We start from the raw sequence: 15,673 nt of genomic DNA, 5'->3' as shown, positions 1-15,673 counted from the left end.
GCTCAGGCCGCGTTGTCGATGCCCAGCTCGCCCAGCTTGCGGTACAGCGTCGACCGGCCGATGCCGAGCCGGCGCGCGACCTCCGTCATGCGACCGCGGTAATGGCCGATGGCGAGCCGAATCACGTCCGCCTCGATTTCTTCGAGCATGCGCAGATTGCCGTCGGGGCGGAACAGCTCCACGCCGCCCGAGGTGGCCATATGCTGTGGTTGCGGCGCGCGGACGCGGCGGGTGTTGAGGGTCGCGATCTGCGGGAAATCGGCGCGGGTCAGCGCGTCGCCTTCACACAGCACTGCGGCGCGGAACAAGGCGTTCTGGAGCTGGCGCACGTTGCCGGGCCAGTCGTAATCCATCAGCAGCCCGAGCGCGTCGTCCGTGACGCCAAGCTGACGCAAACCGGGCTGAAGCGCGATTCGCGCCAGCAAGTGGCGGGCGAGCGCCGGGATATCCTGCGCCCGTTCGCGCAGCGGCGGGATCGTGACAGGTGCGATGTTGAGGCGGAAATACAGGTCCTCGCGGAAATTCCCGGCCTCCACCTCTTCCGCCAGCCGCCGATTGGTGGCGACGATGACTCGCACGTCCACCTCGCGCGGGTGGCGCCCGCCCAGCGGGTGGACCATGCCGGTCTGAAGGGTGTCGAGCAGCCGGCCTTGTGTTTCGAGCGGCATTTCGCCGATCTCGTCGATTAACAGCGTGCCACCATCGGCTTCGACGAACTTTCCGACCTTGCGATCGAAGGCGCCGGCGAAGGCGCCCGTTTCATGGCCGAATAATTCGCTGTCGAGCTGATTCGCAGGCAGCGAGCCGCAATTCACCGTCAGCATCGGCTTCTTCGCGCGCGGGCTGGCGGCATGGACAGCCTCTGCCACCACTTCCTTGCCGACCCCGCTTTCGCCCTCGATGAGGACGGCGACGCGGGCGCGCGCAGCCTTGGCAGCGATGGCGAGCGCGGCGCGGAACTGCGGCGCCGAGCCGACGATCTCGTCGAAGCCCAGCATTGCCGGGATCTTCTCTGTGAGCGGGCGAAGCTCACCCGCGGCCGTATCGGCGACGGCGGCGTCGAGCGCCTGGAGCAGGCGCTCAGGCGCCAGCGGCTTCACCAGAAAATCGGTCGCGCCGGCGCGCATCGCATTCACCGCATGCGCCACCGAGCCATTGGCGGTCACCACCAGCACCGGCAGGGCCGGGCGACGCGAACGCAATTCGGCGATCAGCGCGGACGCATCCGCATCCTCTCCCCAATGGTCGAACAGGATCGCGTCGAGCTGCATCCCCTCCTGCGTGCCGAGCGTCGCAATCGCTGTTTCGGCATCGCCTGCGAACAGGGTGCGCCACCCCCCACGCGAGGCAAGCGCCGCCACCAGCCGGCGCTGCGCGGGCTCGTCATCGATCAGCATCAGCATGCGCTGGCCGTTTCGCGTCATGATTCGTCCCGTTTCATCCAGTGCCCCACTTTATGGCATGCAAGTAAAAGCTCGCTTAAGCAGGCTTGAGGCGAAGGCGCCGACCGGACTAAGACGAACTTCAAAGCAGTGGAAAGAGGAAGACAATGGCCCAGCACAGCGCAAATCACCATGACGACATGACGGCGCATGAAGCAACCTATGGCAGAGTCATGGGCATGCTGAAGTGGGGAACGATCGGCTGCGTGGCATTGGCCGCGTTTGTCGTCTGGCTGATCGCCTAAGCCATGAAGATCGCTGTCCTCAAGGAGGGGGCGGACGGCGAACGGCGAGTGGCGGCGACACCGGAAACGGTGAAGAAGTTCATTCAGCTAGGCGCTGATCTGGCCGTGGAGGCTGGCGCCGGCGCCAGCGCCTCGATCGCCGACCAGGCGTACCGCGATGCGGGCGCCACGGTGGCCGAGCGGGGCGCGGTGGTCGACGGAGCGGATATCATCCTGGCTGTCCAGGGACCGGATCCCGCCTCCATCGCCAATGCCAAGCGCGGCGCGTGGCTGGTCGCAGGGCTGAACCCCTTCGGTACGGGCGAACAGGGCGGGCGTGCCCGCGTCGACGCCTATGCCGCCGCCGGGCTCGAGGCGCTGGCGATGGAATTCATGCCGCGAATCACCCGCGCGCAATCGATGGACATCCTGTCGTCGCAGTCCAACCTGTCGGGATATAAGGCAGTGCTGGACGCAGCGGCGGAATATGACCGCGCCTTTCCGATGATGATGACTGCGGCAGGCACGGTATCCGCCGCCAAGCTCTTCGTCATGGGCGTGGGCGTCGCCGGCCTGCAGGCGATCGCCACCGCCCGCCGGCTGGGCGCGCAGGTATCCGCGACCGACGTGCGATCGGCGACCAAGGAGCAGATCCTCTCGCTCGGCGCCAAGCCGATCTTCGTCGAGAATGTGAAGGGGATCGAGGGCGAAGGCTCGGGCGGCTATGCGACCGAGATGAGCGAGGAATATCAGAAGGCACAGGCCGAACTGGTATCCAGCCACATCGCCAAGCAGGACATCGTGATCACCACCGCGCTGATCCCGGGCCGGCCCGCGCCGCGCCTCGTCAGCGATGCGCAGATCGCGACCATGCGACCGGGCAGCGTCATCATCGATCTGGCGGTGGAGCAGGGCGGAAACGTCGAGGGCGCGGTCGCCGGCCAGGTGGTCGAGCGCCACGGCGTGAAGATCGTCGGCCATCGCAACGTGCCATCGCGGCTGGCGGCGGATGCCTCCGCGCTGTTTTCACGCAACCTGTTCAACTTCCTGTCCGCCTTCTGGGACAAGGATGCCGGCCGGCCCGTGCTGGACGAGGAAATCGGCGACGCCGTGCGGCTGACCCGCGACGGCCAGATCGTCAATCCCAGGCTGCTGTCGTGATCGCTCCTCCCCATGATGGGGAGGGGAGCCGCGGCGCGGGGCGCCGGGGCATTATTGCGAAAATATCGGCGTCCAGCGGGGCGCATCTCCACCACCGGCATGTCGCCGGAGGTCAGCCCTTCCGCGCGCGGAAGGATCAGGAGTAGATCATGTCATTCATCGCGATCCTGTCGATCTTCGTGCTGGCGTGCTTCGTCGGCTATTTCGTGGTCTGGTCGGTCACGCCTGCGCTTCACACGCCGCTGATGGCGGTGACCAACGCGATCTCGTCGGTCATCATTGTCGGTGCGCTGATCGCGGCCGCGGCGAGCGGATCGCCGACCTCCAAGTGGCTCGGCCTGCTGGGTGTGGTGCTGGCCAGCATCAACATCTTCGGCGGGTTCGCCGTCACCCAGCGCATGCTGGCGATGTACAAGAAGAAGGAGCGGCCCGCGGTCGCCAAGCACTGACGATTACAAGCGGCCCCGCACCAACGAGGCGGGGCCTCGTCCAACAAAGACGCGCTCGGGAAGGGCGATCCTGGCGACCGCCGGGGTGACGAACCCGGGATGACGATTAGGGGGTAGAGGATAGTGGAACACGTCGCGGACAATCCCTGGGTGGCGCTGGCCTACCTGATATCGGGCGTGTGCTTCATCATGGCGCTGCGCGGGCTGTCGAGCCCCGAAAGCAGCCGCCGTGGCAATCGCTACGGCATGATCGGCATGGCGATCGCAGTGGTGACCACATTGGTGACGCACGTGCCGACGATGCCAGTTCTCGCGGTGGGCGAGGTGGCCGGATACGATTACGCCGCGGTGCTGCGGCGGGTCGACACGCTGTCGGTGATCGAGATCCTGCTGGCGATCGGGCTAGGCGCGGTGATCGGCGTGGTGACCGCGCGGCGCATCGCGATGACCGCGATGCCGCAGCTGGTCGCCGCGTTCCACAGCCTCGTCGGCCTGGCCGCGGTGCTGGTGGCGATCGCCGCTTTCCTGAACCCGGTCGCCTTCGGCATCGCTGATCTGGTGACGCCGCTGATCGGCGCGCCCTTTGCCGCAATCCATGGCGTCAGCCGGATCGAGATGATCCTCGGCGTCGCGATCGGTGCGATTACCTTCTCCGGATCGGTCATCGCCTTCCTGAAGCTCAACGGCAACATGGGCGGCGCGCCGATCATGCTGCCCGCGCGCCACGCGATCAATCTGGGCGTGGCTCTGATGATCGTGTGGTTCTCCTTTTCCTTCTGGCTGACGCAATCGCCGTTCGATTTCTGGATCGTCGTCGCGCTGTCCTTCGCGATCGGTTTCCTGCTGATCATCCCGATCGGGGGCGCGGACATGCCGGTCGTGGTGTCGATGCTGAACAGCTATTCCGGCTGGGCGGCGGCGGCGATGGGCTTCACGCTGCACAACACCGCCATGATCATCACCGGCGCGCTGGTCGGCAGCTCGGGCGCGATCCTGAGCTACATCATGTGCCGCGCGATGAACCGCAGCTTCATCAGCGTGATCGCGGGCGGCTTCGGCGCGGAGGCATCGTCCGGCGGCGGTGGCGGGGCGCAGATCGACCGGCCGTGGAAGCGCGGTTCGGCCGAGGACGCCGCCTTCCTGATGAGCCAGGCCGAACAGGTCATCATCGTGCCTGGCTACGGCATGGCCGTCGCGCAGGCGCAGCACATCCTGCGCGAAATGGCGGACAAGCTGAAGGAGCAGGGCGTTCGCGTAAAATACGCAATCCACCCAGTTGCCGGCCGTATGCCCGGGCATATGAACGTGCTGCTCGCCGAGGCCAACGTGCCTTATGACGAGGTGTTCGAGCTGGAGGATATCAATTCCGAGTTCGCGCAGACCGACGTAGCATTCGTCATCGGTGCCAATGACGTGACCAACCCTGCGGCGAAGACCGACAAGACATCGCCGATCTACGGCATGCCTGTACTCGACGTGGAAAAGGCCAAGACGGTATTGTTCGTGAAGCGTTCGATGGGCGGCGTAGGCTATGCCGGCGTCGACAATGAAGTATTCTATCGTGACAACACGATGATGCTGCTGGCGGATGCGAAGAAGATGGTCGAGGAGATCGTCAAGGCGCTGGATTGATTTGAACCCATCCAGATTGGATGCAAAAGAGCACGTTAATTGTCATCCATTTCGGATGATGGATTGTCGAGCGGCGTGAAACACTGCTGGCGCGGCTGTCCAAGCACGATGAGCGGATCCGGACTGCAATCGTGGCGGAGCCCAGCTTCGATTATGCGGCGGAGCAGCGCATCGATTCGATTACAGCGGCTGACATCCGGCAGATCGTACGATCGCGCCGACTGCGCGATCGCTATGTCGGGCCGGGGCTGTTTGAGGATCCCGCTTGGGACATGATGCTGGATCTGTACGCGCGCATCTGGAGCGCGCGCACGTATCCGTCTCCAGCCTGTGCATCGCGGCGGCCGTCGCCCCTACCACCGCGCTCCGCTGGATCGCCCGGCTGACCGAAGCTGGCCTGTTCGAGCGTCGGCCCGATCCGTTCGACCGTCGCCGCGCGTTCATGTCGCTTACCGAAAGCGGGCTCGACGTAATGCGCCGCTACGTCGCCATGGCGCGCACGCTGGGGCTGCCGATCATCTGAGTGAGGGCCGCGTGGTGGGCGGGTCTGGTTCGAGCAGCGCTTCTAGGAGCCTTGCGCGATCCGTCGGGCACGCTAAAGGAGCGTCCTCCCGCAAGGGGGCGCTTAGCTCAGCTGGTAGAGCGGCTCGTTTACACCGAGTAGGTCGGCGGTTCGAACCCGTCAGCGCCCACCACTTGCCGGACCGGCTATCGCTGGCTTGCTGCGAAGCAGCGCACGCGGTCCTCTCGGCTTTTCTGGTGCGCAGCGACTTAGCCCGGTGGCGATCACCGTATCGCTGGGCGCTCACCGATTTGTGGCGCTTCTCATGTAAACCGGTCGTTTCGCAGACGCGTACTTTTCCCCTCTTGTGAACGCCGCGCACAGTTACGATCCTGTTTGAGTACCAAGGGCCGGCATCGAGACCGGCGCTGGAACCCGTAAGCCAGGAAGGGGGAGCGATGATCCACCAGCAACGAGACGGTTCAGGCGCCCGTCCGAATGGCTAGGGCGCAGCTGCGCGATGTGGCGCGCTATGTGTCGACGGCGCTGCTTGAGCCGCATCGCCCTCTGCTCGCCCATCTGGTCGTCACGCGATACTGCAATCTAGACTGCACCTATTGCAATGAATTCGACAAGGTTTCGAAGCCGATCGCTGCCGATGTGCTGCGGGCGCGGGTGGATCGGCTGGCGGATCTGGGCACCCGCGTTCTGACGCTGACCGGCGGCGAGCCGCTGACCAACCCGGCGCATGAGGCGGTGATTGCCCATGCCCGTGCGCGCGACATGGTTGTCACGACGATCACCAACGGCTTTCTCCTGACGCGCGAGCGGATCGAGGCGATGAATGCCGCCGGGCTCAACGCGCTGCAGATCTCGATCGATGGCGTGGAGCCGGACGAGGTGTCGAAGAAGACGCTGAAGTCGCTGCGCGGGAAGCTACAGCTTCTGGCCGACCATGCTCAGTTCGCGGTGAACATCAATTCGGTGCTGGGGATCAGCGAGGAACGGACGCAGGACGCGATCGAGGTGGCGCAGGTGGCGCGCGGGCACGGCTTTTCGCACACCGTGGGCGTGATGCACGATGATAGCGGGACGCTGGCGCCGCTCTCGCCGACGCAGCGGGCCGTTTATGCCCGGCTGATGCGCGAGGGCGGCATTCCGCACCGCTTCAACTACTGGACGTTCCAGCGCAATCTGATGGATGGCCGGCCGAACGGCTGGCGATGCCGCGCGGGCGGGCGGTACCTGTATGTCTGCGAAGACGGGCTGGTGCATTATTGCTCGCAGCGGCGCGGGACGCCGGCCATTCCGCTGGAAATCTATTCGCGCGACGACGTGGCGCGCGAATATGCGACGGTGAAGGCGTGTGCGCCGTTCTGCACGGTGAGCTGCGTCCATCAAGCGAGCTTTGCCGACAATTGGCGAGCGCAGCCGCGTGACGACGGGAACGCGCAGCTGGTCGCGTGAGCGGGTCAATCCCAGTCCGTGACGGTCCGCCTCGCGCGCGCCAGCGGAGCGATGGCCGCGGCGGCGATCCGCAGGCCAGCGGTGGCCGCAGCGCCGCGCAGGCGGCTCGGGCGGAGCGGCGCGCCGTCCTCGCTCGCACGATGTGCGGGATCGAGTACGCGGGCGCTGAAATCCGCCACGAGCGCCTCGTCGCGGATCAGCGCAAGATATTCCTCATTGGCGACGTAGCTGGCGAAATCGAAGTTGGTCGATCCGGTCACCAGCACGCTGTCGTCGATCAACATCGCCTTCAGGTGGGTCATGCCGGGCGTCAGGCGGATGGTAAGGTAGGCGACGGGCGCGCGGGCGAGCAGCGCGTGGCGCACGATTGGCTTGTTGCTGTCACGGGGGGTGAGGATTTGCACTGCGACACCGCGGCGGGCCGCTGCGTCCAGCCAGTCCATGAAGGGGAAGCTGGGGTAGGGGCTGATCACCACGATGCTGCGGTGCGCGGCGGCGATGGCATCGGCCAAGGGGGCATAGCCGCGGTGGTTGGTGCGGCCATCCAGCGCGGCGAGGGTGAGTGCCGCGCGCGCATGAAGCGCGGGGCGCGGGGTCCCGGTCCAGGTGGCGGCGAAATCATCGGCGAGGAAGGCGGCTGCGGTAGCGTCCTCCATCCTGACCATCATGTCGTGCCAGGCGAAATTGTGGTCGCTGAAGTTGAGGCCGCCGAGATAAGCGATATCGTCCACGATCAGCAGCTTCTTGTGGTTGCGCACGCCATAACGAAGCGGGTTGCGGCCGACCGGATTGGTGCGCCGGACGGCGACGCCATGGCGGCCGGCATCGCGGAAAAGCAGGCGCGTGGCGCGTACTTCGGCGCGAAATGCCCGGTCGGTCAGCCGGCGCGGGGACAGCACGAAGCGGTCGTTGACGACCATCCGCGAGTAGCTGTCGACCAGGATGCGGCGATCGGCCGCGGTGCTGGCGGCAATGGCATCGAATACGGCGGTGCCGGCGGCATCCGCCTCGAAGGTCATTGCCTGCACGAGCACGCGATCGCGCGCGCCAGCGATGTCTGCCGCCGCCGCACTCCAGAATTCGGCCGCGCCGACGAGCAGCTGATGCTTGACCAACCCGGGACCACCCCCCAACAAAGTGCGACAGTACCGGGATTTTTTCCGGACCTTGCGGCACGTGAGCGGGTTGGTTGTAGCGTGCGGGGGTAGCCAAGGAAACACGATGGGGCGTGGCGAGGAGGATGACAGGCGGCGGATCGTTCCGACACGCGTCCTGCTGTTGCTGACGTCGCTCCATGGTGGTGGAGCAGAACGCGTCGCCGTCCATCTCGCGAACCGCTGCGATCCGACCTTGGTGGATGTGCGCATCGGTCTGCTTCGCGCCGCAGGCCCCTTCGTCAAGGACGTCGACCCGGCCCGACTGATGGTGGCGCCCGAAGGGGAACGCCGGTTCGTCTTCGAAGGGCCGAATGCCGGTTTCTATCGACCCGACCGGCTGATCGCGGGGACGCTGCAAGCGCCGATCGCGTTTCGGAGAATGATCCGCGACTGGCAGCCCGACGTGGTGATGAGCTTCCTGAAGGGAACGACGCTGATCACTCAGCTTGCCCTGAGCGGGCTTGGCCCGGCGCGGCCGCGCTGGATCGCACGGGAAGGCAACAACACGCTGGCGGTGATCGGTGACGAGCTGAAATCGCCGATGGCTCGGCGGCTGGTCGCCTGGCACACCGCGCGCGCCTATCGTGCGGCGGATGTGCTGCTGGCCAATTCGCAGCATATGGCGGACGGGCTGATCGAGGATCTGGCGCTGGATCGCGCGCGGCTGCGGGTGATCCGCAATCCGATCGACGCGGCGCGCGTCCGCCGCGAGGCCACAGCCGCCATCCCGCGTGCGCCCGACGCACGGCCGTTCATCCTGTCGGTCGGCCGTCTGGAATATCAGAAGGGCCACGACATGCTGTTGACCGCTTACGCGGCAGGGCAAGCGCGAGGCACGCACGATCTGGTGATCGTCGGCCGTGGATCGCGCGAGGGCGACTTGCGGCGGCGGGCGGCCGCGCTGGGCATTGCCGACCACGTCAGCTTCGTCGGGTTTGACGACAATCCATGGGCCTGGATGGCGCGCGCTGCGCTGGTGGTGTTGCCGTCGCGGTGGGAGGGGTTTCCGACCACCGCGGGGGAGGCGCTGGCGCTTGGCCGGCCGACGCTGGTCACCGACTGCCGCTTTGGTTCGCGTGAGCTGGTGGGACATGACGTGGCGGGCTGGTGCGTCACGCCTGATGTCCACGGCATCCAACACGGGATCGATCGTCTGATCAAAGACACGGCGCTGGCCGAACGGCTTGGCAGTGCTGGCCCGCACCGGATCGAGGCGTTTGGCATGGAGCCGATGATCGCCGCTTATCAGTCGCTGTTCATCGAGCAGGCGGCGCTCGGTCCCGGTGCTCCCGTCAGCGCCTGACGCCATTCAGCCGCCGGGCGACCGCGCGGGACGATTGATCCTGCGCGGCGGCGGGGCAAATGCGCTCGGCTTTGTAATCCGCTTCGTCGCCCGCTTCGGCTTCCTGTTCGCGGGCGCGCAATTGTACGGCGCGTCGCTGCTCGGCGCCTATGCGATCGCGCTGGCGGTGGTCGAGCTGGGAGTGACGGCCGGCGGCATGGGCGGGCGGTGGCTGATCTACCACTGGATTGACGAGCGCGAACCCGGCCGACCGCCACGGCATGTGGTGATGGACGCAGCGTTGCTGGCGGGTGGAACATCGGCGATCCTGTCGGCACTGGTCGCTGCGGGGGCGTTGCTGGTGCCCGAACCGGTGCTGGCGCGGCACACGGCGACCGCATTGCTCCTGCTGGCGCCGACCATTCTCATCCAGGTGCTGATCGAACTGCTGCTCGCCGCCACCCGCTGGGGACGGGCGATCCGTTATGACGTGATCGGCAAAAGCGTGATCCAGCCATGGGTGGGCATTGCGGTCGCGCTGCTGGCGTGGGGGGCGGGCGCGCGGGGCATGGGGCTGCCGCTTTCCTATCTGGTCGCCTCAATCGTCGTGCTGACCTACGCGCTCGCTTCCGCGCGGCGCGTGCTGCCGCCGAGCTGCACACCATATCACCCGGAGGCGGCGCGGCTGCGGGCGATGGCGGCGAAGGGCGTGCCTACCATGACGAGCGAGGTTAGCGACGGGTTGGTCGCGCGGCTCGACCTGTGGCTGGTCGGCGTGCTGCTCGGTCAGTCCGCCGCCGGCGTCTATGGCGTGGTGAAGCAGATCGCGATCGTGCCGCGGCAGGTGCGCCAGAGCATCGACGGGATGCTGGTGCCGCTGGTGGCGCGAACGGTGGCGCAGGCGGGCGAGATTGAGGCGGGGCGGGCGATAAGGACCGCCATCCGCCTGTTGCTTGTAGTTCAAATACCGCTGCTGATCGTGTTCGTGGCGGTAGGCGAGCCGCTGCTGGGGCTGTTCGGTGCCGGGTTTGGCGCTGGGGCGGCCGCGTTGGCACTGCTGACCAGTGCCGAGATCGTACAGAACAGTTTTGGCGTGGCGGATCTGATCTTCGCCTATCGCCGGCCGCGGCTCGGCTTGATGGTGACGTTGCTGGGCGTGGCGACCGCAGGGGCGCTGGCGATGATGCTGATCCGGCCGCTGGGGATGACCGGTGCTGCGGGCGCGGTCCTCGGCGGCTATTCGCTTCGCGCGGGCGTGCGGCGGATCGTGCTTCGCCGCGCCTTCGGAATCGTGCCGCAGCCCGGAGTCACCGCCATTCCGCTGACGATCGGCGCGGTGGCGATGGGCGCGGTGCTGGCACTGCACCGGATGCCGCTCGCCGCGCTGGTGGCGGGACTGACGCTCTACGCCATCCTCCTGCTCGCATGGCGCCGCAAAAGCGGTGTCGCCTTGCTGCCGTCCGGTTTCGTCGATGAATCGCCCTGATTGCGCCACGAGATGATGCAAAGGAGAGGTATGAAAACCGTGCGTATCATTGCTTCGGCCGCTCTCCTGCTGCTTGCCCCGTCAGTGGCGGCGCAGGGCAAGGGCACCATCCTGGGCCCCTATGCGGCGCGCTGCGCCGCCGGGAACGAACCGTCGATCCTGGTGAACGTCGTGGGACTGAAGAACCGCGCCGGGGCGCTTCGTGCGCGCACCTTTGGCGGCACTACGTCAACCTGGTTCGAGAAGAAGGGCTGGCTCACCCGCGTCGAAGTGCCGACGCCCAGTGCCGGTCCGGTGCGGATCTGCCTGCCGGTGTCGGCACCGGGCACCTATGCGGTCGACCTGCGCCACGACATGAATGGCAATGGCGAGACCGATAAATCTGATGGTGGCGGCGCATCGGGCGACCCGAAGGTGACGCTGCTGGATTTCATCCTCGGCCGTAAACCGTCGCCCAAGGTAACGGCAGTGCATGTCGGGAACGGGGTAACCGAAATTACCGTCACCGCCATGTACCTGCGCAACGGTGCGCTTCGCCCCTTGGCCGAAGCTGCACGCTAAGGCCGGGGCGGGCGCCCTCAAGCGGGGGCGAGTTGCCCCTGCAACGCCGTGATTCGCGCGACCTGCGCGGCCACCGCGGCGCGCACCTGCGCCGAAGCCGCGGTCAGCGGCGGATATTCAGTTCCGAGCGTCACCGCACGCTCCTGCGCCAGATCATCGAGCTGAATGGCCAGATCGCCGGTCGACGAGCGCAGCGAATCGAGTTCGGCCAGTGTGACCTGCGCGTCGAGCCAGGCATCGCTGCCGACCGCAGCACCGCGCGCGCCCTTGATCTGTCGCTCCGCACGGTTGGCCGCCGCGTCAAAGGCGCTGACCCGCTCCGCAAGCGTCGCAAGCGCGGTGGCGATCTGCGCATCCAGTGCTGGATTCGGTTGCGGCGGCTCAGGCGCGACCGGTGCTGGTTCCTCCAAGCTTTGCGTTTCCGCAGGGCGCGGGAGGAGCGAGGGATAGTTGGCCTGTGAGGTGCACCCAGCAAGGATGAACAGGAGGGCGAGCGGGGCGGGGAGAGCACGAAGCGGCATGAGAATGTGTTAGGTAGCGAAAAAGTTATGCGCAACGCTCTTGCCTAATCCAAAAGTCGCTTCTATCAGCGCCACTCCAACGCGCCCGTAGCTCAGCTGGATAGAGCATCAGACTACGAATCTGAGGGTCGGACGTTCGAATCGTTCCGGGCGCGCCAACTTCCCCAAAAGGGATGTTTGGAGGAAACAAGGGGTGGCGAAAGCCGCCCCTTTTTCGTTTCCGGACCAATCGGCCGGTTACAGCCTGACCCGCCCCTTGCGCAATGGCGAATGCCGCACCTTTCCCTGGTGCGAGACGCGCCGCCCATGAAGCGCAAAACCCCTTCTCGGCCTGCTACCGCTTTGCCAAAGCCGGATCGGGAGCCGGATGACCGGCCGTCACGGAGGATTTTGGAAATGGGGCAGGGCGACACAGCGCGGGGCGAAGGACAAGGCGAACCGATTCTGTCGGTGAAAGAACTGCGCGCGCTGCTTGCGGGAGCCTTTCCCGGCCGGACGGGTGAGGCAGGCGTCGTTGAGGCGCTTGGGCGCCATAGCGCGCGGATGATCCTGGATCCGACCCCGGCGATGGCGCGGCCGGGCAATATCGTCTCAGGCCCCACGCTGATGACGCTGGCCGATCATGTCGCCTATGCCGTCATCCTGGCGCACACCGGCCCGATGCTGATGGCGGTCACGCACACGCTGACGATGAGCTTTCTTCGCGCATGCCGATTCGAGCGGATCGTTGCGGACGCGAGCATCCTGAAGATGGGGCGGCGGCTGGTGACGGTGGACGTCAGGATCTGGCAAGGCAGCGAGGCCGGCATCGTGGCGCAGGCGACGGTCGGCTACACTCTGCCGGCGGGGTGAGCGGCATTACCTGCCCCATCGTGGCAGCCCGGATGGACTGCCACGGCTGGAGCGTCGGTAAGGAAGGCGGCGCGGGTCAGAGACGCAGGCCCAGCCCAATACCGAAGACCAGCGGATCCACGTTCAGCCGCACCCTCTGCGTACCGATCGCGGCGGTATCGAGCCGGGCGGTCGTGTCGATATCGATGTATTTGACGTCGAGGTTGAGGAACACCTTGCGCCACAGGTCGATGTCGATCCCCGCCTGTGCGGCCCAGCCGACGCTGTCGCTCATGTGCACGCGGGTGCGGCCGACCGCGTCCTCGAGGCCGGACGACGCCTTTTCGTTCCAGAAGATCGTGTAGTTGATCCCGGCACCGACATAGGGCCGCACCGTGGACCGCGGCATGAAGTGATATTGCACGGTCAGCGTTGGCGGCAGCACCCAGGTGGATGCCAAGCGCCCGATCGAGCCGGTGGTGCCGCTGCGCCCATCGGCGTGGTGCTTGGTAGTCGAGGCGATCAGTTCGAAGCCGATGTTGTCCGTCGCCATATAGGTAAGGTCGAGTTCGGGCATGACGCTGTTGTCGATCAGCACCTTTTCGCCTGGGAAGGCGGGCAGGATGCTTCCTGACCGCTCGTTCGGCGCGACCGTGATGGCGCGCGCCCGCAGCAGTACGTCACCGGCCCGCGTGCCGATCCGCTCGGCCGCGTCGTCCTGCGCCTCAGCGGGCATCGCCGCCACGCCGGCGAGCATCGCGCCCAGCACCGCCAGCATCCGCTTCGTCATCGTCGTTCCCCTTGCATCATGTGTTCGAATGCAAGCGGCCTAGGGCGGCGATGCGGGGCGGGCGTTGATCGCCGCCAAACAAGTTTTTGACCGCGATCAAGGATTGGCGATGCGCGGTCGCGCACGCCGCGAGCATGTGGACCTATCATCCCGACCTGCTCGCCCGCGCGGTACCGCGCTACACCAGCTATCCAACCGCCGCCGAGTTCGGCGACACGGTGGGGCATGATGACATGGCGGCAGCGCTCGATCGTGTCGCACCGGACGAGGCGATCTCGCTTTATCTGCACATCCCCTATTGTCGGGAGATCTGCTGGTACTGCGGGTGCAACACCGGCGCGGCGAACCGGAGCGCGCGGCTGTCGAACTATATGGCGCAGCTGCGCGAGGAGATCACGCTCGTCGCGCGTCGGCTGAACGGGCGCGGTCGGATCGGACGAATTGCCTTTGGTGGCGGGAGCCCCAACGCCATCTCCGCAGATGCCTTCAGTGACCTTGTCGAACATGTCCGCGCGGCGTTTCGCTGCGACCATGCGATCCTGTCCGTGGAGATCGATCCGCGCGGGTTCGGCAGCGAATGGGCGGCCGTCCTGCGAGCCGCGGGGGTCACCCGCGGCAGCCTTGGCGTGCAGACGTTCGATCCCGCGATCCAGGCGGCGATCGGACGGGTTCAGCCCGAGGCGCAAATCAAAGAGGCGGTCTCCATCCTGCGCGATGGCGGCATCTCCTCAATCAACTTTGACCTGATGTACGGCCTGCCCGGGCAAACCGATGACAGCCTGCGTGCGACTCTGGACACTGCCCTCGCCATGGCGCCGGAGCGGCTCGCCGTTTTCGGCTATGCGCATGTGCCGCATCTGATCGCGCGGCAGCGGCGGATCGACGGCAGCATGTTGCCCGACGCAGCGGCGCGGTTTCGCCACGCCGAACTGGCGCACGACACATTGACCGGCGCCGGATACCGGGCGGTCGGCTTCGATCATTTCGCCCGACCAGAGGACGCCCTGGCGATGGCGGCCGAGGCGGGCACGCTGCGGCGCAATTTCCAGGGGTTCACCGAGGATCAGGCCGCAACGCTCATCGGGCTGGGTGCCAGTGCGATCAGCGAGTTTCCCGATCGACTGCTACAGAATGAGAAGAACACCGGACGCTATCATCTGGCGATCGGTTCGGGTCGGTTTGCGACGACTCGCGGGCTGTGGCGCAGCGCGGAAGATCGGATGCGCGGCCGAGCCATCGAGGCGATCCTCGCGCGCGGCGTAGCGGAGCTGTCCGACTATCCCGAGCGCACCGCGCTGCGCTCGCGGCTGCTTCCGTTTGTTGAGCGTGGGCTGGCTCGGTGGGAGGGCGACCGGCTGGTGCTGGAGGAAGGCGCGCGGCCGTACTCGCGGGTGATCGCTGCCACGCTCGACGCCTATCGAGGACAGGAGCCCGCCCGCTTCAGCAGCGCGGTGTGACGGCGGTGCGCCTTGCGGCGAACGATCCCGGCTGCGCCACCCCACGCTGCATGGCCTGCGCCGCGCGCGAGGTCGCGGTATGTGCAAGCTTCACCGACGGCGCACTCTCCGCGCTGCATGCGATCGGACGACGACGCACGCTGCACGCAGGGCAGGTGCTGATCTGGGCCGGCGACCCCAGCAGCGTGTGCGCCAATCTGGTATCGGGCGTGCTGAAGGTCGTGCGCGAGGATCTGGATGGACGGACGCAGATCGTCGGCCTGCTCTTCCCCGGTGATTTCGTCGGCGAACTGTTCGTGGAACAGGCGAGCGAGACAGTGATCGCGCTGGTCGATGCTGACCTGTGCCTCTATTCGCGCCGCGCGCTGGAGCCCGCGCTGACCGCGCAACCGGGCGCAGAGGCGCTGTTGCTGCGGCAGGCGATGGGAACGCTGACGGAGGCGCGCCGATGGATGCTGATGCTGGGCCGGCGCCATGCACCCGAGAAGGTCGCCGCCTTCCTGCTCGATATGCATCGCCGGCTGGGCACCGGCGACCAGGTGGAGCTGCCGATGGGACGCGGCGCGGTGGGCGAAATACTCGGGCTGACGATCGAGACGGTGAGCCGACAGATGACGGCGCTGAAATCCGCCGGGCTCATAGCGCTGCCGGGTGGGCGGCAGGTACGCCTGCTCGACCCCGCCGGGTTGGCGCGCATCGCCGGTTGAGCCG

16 protein-coding genes and 2 tRNA genes are annotated in these 15,673 nt (G+C 66.6%); 14 read left to right on the top strand and 4 right to left on the bottom strand.

The features are described 5' to 3' along the window. Positions 1-2: 2 nt before the first annotated feature. Entirely contained in the window at positions 3-1,424 is a 1,422-nt protein-coding gene (locus tag K0S66_RS13195; RefSeq protein ID WP_301075921.1) for a sigma-54 dependent transcriptional regulator, read from the bottom strand. A gap of 125 nt (positions 1,425-1,549) precedes the next feature. Here K0S66_RS13195 and K0S66_RS13190 point away from each other — a divergent pair, with 125 nt between their 5' ends. From K0S66_RS13190 to K0S66_RS13160, 7 genes are all read left to right on the top strand, one after another. Beyond that, complete coding sequence (locus K0S66_RS13190; RefSeq protein ID WP_301075920.1) at positions 1,550-1,687, top strand: aa3-type cytochrome c oxidase subunit IV; 138 nt, start codon at positions 1,550-1,552, stop codon at positions 1,685-1,687. A 3-nt stretch (positions 1,688-1,690) separates the two neighbouring features. Next, the gene (locus tag K0S66_RS13185) at positions 1,691-2,827 is read left to right on the top strand and encodes an NAD(P) transhydrogenase subunit alpha (protein ID WP_301075919.1); all 1,137 of its coding nucleotides are present in this window, start codon (positions 1,691-1,693) and stop codon (positions 2,825-2,827) included. 149 nt (positions 2,828-2,976) lie between these two features. Beyond that, on the top strand, positions 2,977-3,276 hold the full coding sequence (locus K0S66_RS13180) for an NAD(P) transhydrogenase subunit alpha (protein WP_301075918.1): 300 nt from the start codon (positions 2,977-2,979) through the stop codon (positions 3,274-3,276). A 123-nt stretch (positions 3,277-3,399) separates the two neighbouring features. After that, positions 3,400-4,908: an NAD(P)(+) transhydrogenase (Re/Si-specific) subunit beta gene (locus tag K0S66_RS13175; RefSeq protein ID WP_301075917.1), complete on the top strand. Its 1,509-nt coding sequence runs from the start codon at positions 3,400-3,402 to the stop codon at positions 4,906-4,908. A 265-nt stretch (positions 4,909-5,173) separates the two neighbouring features. Next, positions 5,174-5,431, top strand: coding sequence for a winged helix DNA-binding protein (locus K0S66_RS13170; protein WP_366520835.1), 258 nt, complete (start codon positions 5,174-5,176; stop codon positions 5,429-5,431). A 96-nt stretch (positions 5,432-5,527) separates the two neighbouring features. Then, positions 5,528-5,603: transfer RNA gene (locus K0S66_RS13165), tRNA-Val, on the top strand. Positions 5,604-5,908: 305 nt separating this feature from the next. Continuing rightward, entirely contained in the window at positions 5,909-6,877 is a 969-nt protein-coding gene (locus K0S66_RS13160) for a radical SAM protein (protein ID WP_301075916.1), read from the top strand. Between the two features lie 5 nt (positions 6,878-6,882). On the opposite strand, the gene K0S66_RS13155 is transcribed toward K0S66_RS13160, so the two are convergent. Then, complete coding sequence (locus K0S66_RS13155) at positions 6,883-8,010, bottom strand: phosphatidylserine/phosphatidylglycerophosphate/cardiolipin synthase family protein (protein WP_301075915.1); 1,128 nt, start codon at positions 8,008-8,010, stop codon at positions 6,883-6,885. Between the two features lie 88 nt (positions 8,011-8,098). Here K0S66_RS13155 and K0S66_RS13150 point away from each other — a divergent pair, with 88 nt between their 5' ends. Genes K0S66_RS13150 through K0S66_RS13140 form a run of 3 tightly spaced genes read left to right on the top strand, consistent with a single transcriptional unit; the run spans position 8,099 to position 11,363 of the window. Beyond that, positions 8,099-9,337, top strand: coding sequence for a glycosyltransferase (locus K0S66_RS13150; RefSeq protein ID WP_301075914.1), 1,239 nt, complete (start codon positions 8,099-8,101; stop codon positions 9,335-9,337). Further along, complete coding sequence (locus K0S66_RS13145) at positions 9,318-10,802, top strand: lipopolysaccharide biosynthesis protein (protein ID WP_301075913.1); 1,485 nt, start codon at positions 9,318-9,320, stop codon at positions 10,800-10,802. Before K0S66_RS13150 ends, K0S66_RS13145 begins: the two co-directional genes overlap by 20 nt. A 30-nt stretch (positions 10,803-10,832) precedes the next feature. Beyond that, on the top strand, positions 10,833-11,363 hold the full coding sequence (locus K0S66_RS13140) for a DUF2141 domain-containing protein (protein ID WP_301075912.1): 531 nt from the start codon (positions 10,833-10,835) through the stop codon (positions 11,361-11,363). Between the two features lie 17 nt (positions 11,364-11,380). On the opposite strand, the gene K0S66_RS13135 is transcribed toward K0S66_RS13140, so the two are convergent. After that, complete coding sequence (locus K0S66_RS13135) at positions 11,381-11,884, bottom strand: hypothetical protein (RefSeq protein ID WP_301075910.1); 504 nt, start codon at positions 11,882-11,884, stop codon at positions 11,381-11,383. A gap of 81 nt (positions 11,885-11,965) precedes the next feature. On the opposite strand from K0S66_RS13135, the gene K0S66_RS13130 reads away from it, so the two are divergent. Together K0S66_RS13130 and K0S66_RS13125 are read left to right on the top strand one after the other, a co-directional pair. Continuing rightward, positions 11,966-12,042 (top strand) — tRNA-Arg (locus K0S66_RS13130). A gap of 238 nt (positions 12,043-12,280) precedes the next feature. Continuing rightward, entirely contained in the window at positions 12,281-12,736 is a 456-nt protein-coding gene (locus K0S66_RS13125) for a PaaI family thioesterase (RefSeq protein WP_301075909.1), read from the top strand. A 76-nt stretch (positions 12,737-12,812) separates the two neighbouring features. Here K0S66_RS13125 and K0S66_RS13120 read toward each other — a convergent pair whose 3' ends face one another. Continuing rightward, entirely contained in the window at positions 12,813-13,505 is a 693-nt protein-coding gene (locus K0S66_RS13120; RefSeq protein ID WP_301075908.1) for an OmpW family outer membrane protein, read from the bottom strand. A 134-nt stretch (positions 13,506-13,639) separates the two neighbouring features. On the opposite strand from K0S66_RS13120, the gene hemN reads away from it, so the two are divergent. Continuing rightward, positions 13,640-14,962, top strand: coding sequence for an oxygen-independent coproporphyrinogen III oxidase (gene hemN, locus K0S66_RS13115; RefSeq protein WP_301075963.1), 1,323 nt, complete (start codon positions 13,640-13,642; stop codon positions 14,960-14,962). 50 nt (positions 14,963-15,012) lie between these two features. Continuing rightward, positions 15,013-15,669: a helix-turn-helix domain-containing protein gene (locus K0S66_RS13110; RefSeq protein WP_301075906.1), complete on the top strand. Its 657-nt coding sequence runs from the start codon at positions 15,013-15,015 to the stop codon at positions 15,667-15,669. The last annotated feature ends 4 nt before the right edge of the window (positions 15,670-15,673 follow it).

The sequence above is a fragment of the Sphingomonas sp. genome (assembly GCF_029239295.1).
In the GTDB taxonomy this organism is placed as follows: Bacteria; Pseudomonadota; Alphaproteobacteria; order Sphingomonadales; family Sphingomonadaceae; genus Sphingomonas.
Note: the sequence above shows the minus strand (reverse complement) of the source record. Positions and strands in the feature narration are given on the sequence as shown.

Coding starts and splice junctions, on each gene's coding strand:
- K0S66_RS13195 (WP_301075921.1), bottom strand. CDS start 1,424: ATGACGCGAAACGGCCAGCGCATGCTGATGCTGATCGATGACGAGCCC.
- K0S66_RS13190 (WP_301075920.1), top strand. CDS start 1,550: ATGGCCCAGCACAGCGCAAATCACCATGACGACATGACGGCGCATGAA.
- K0S66_RS13185 (WP_301075919.1), top strand. CDS start 1,691: ATGAAGATCGCTGTCCTCAAGGAGGGGGCGGACGGCGAACGGCGAGTG.
- K0S66_RS13180 (WP_301075918.1), top strand. CDS start 2,977: ATGTCATTCATCGCGATCCTGTCGATCTTCGTGCTGGCGTGCTTCGTC.
- K0S66_RS13160 (WP_301075916.1), top strand. CDS start 5,909: ATGGCTAGGGCGCAGCTGCGCGATGTGGCGCGCTATGTGTCGACGGCG.
- K0S66_RS13150 (WP_301075914.1), top strand. CDS start 8,099: ATGGGGCGTGGCGAGGAGGATGACAGGCGGCGGATCGTTCCGACACGC.
- K0S66_RS13140 (WP_301075912.1), top strand. CDS start 10,833: ATGAAAACCGTGCGTATCATTGCTTCGGCCGCTCTCCTGCTGCTTGCC.
- K0S66_RS13135 (WP_301075910.1), bottom strand. CDS start 11,884: ATGCCGCTTCGTGCTCTCCCCGCCCCGCTCGCCCTCCTGTTCATCCTT.
- K0S66_RS13125 (WP_301075909.1), top strand. CDS start 12,281: ATGGGGCAGGGCGACACAGCGCGGGGCGAAGGACAAGGCGAACCGATT.
- K0S66_RS13120 (WP_301075908.1), bottom strand. CDS start 13,505: ATGACGAAGCGGATGCTGGCGGTGCTGGGCGCGATGCTCGCCGGCGTG.
- hemN (WP_301075963.1), top strand. CDS start 13,640: ATGTGGACCTATCATCCCGACCTGCTCGCCCGCGCGGTACCGCGCTAC.
- K0S66_RS13110 (WP_301075906.1), top strand. CDS start 15,013: ATGGCCTGCGCCGCGCGCGAGGTCGCGGTATGTGCAAGCTTCACCGAC.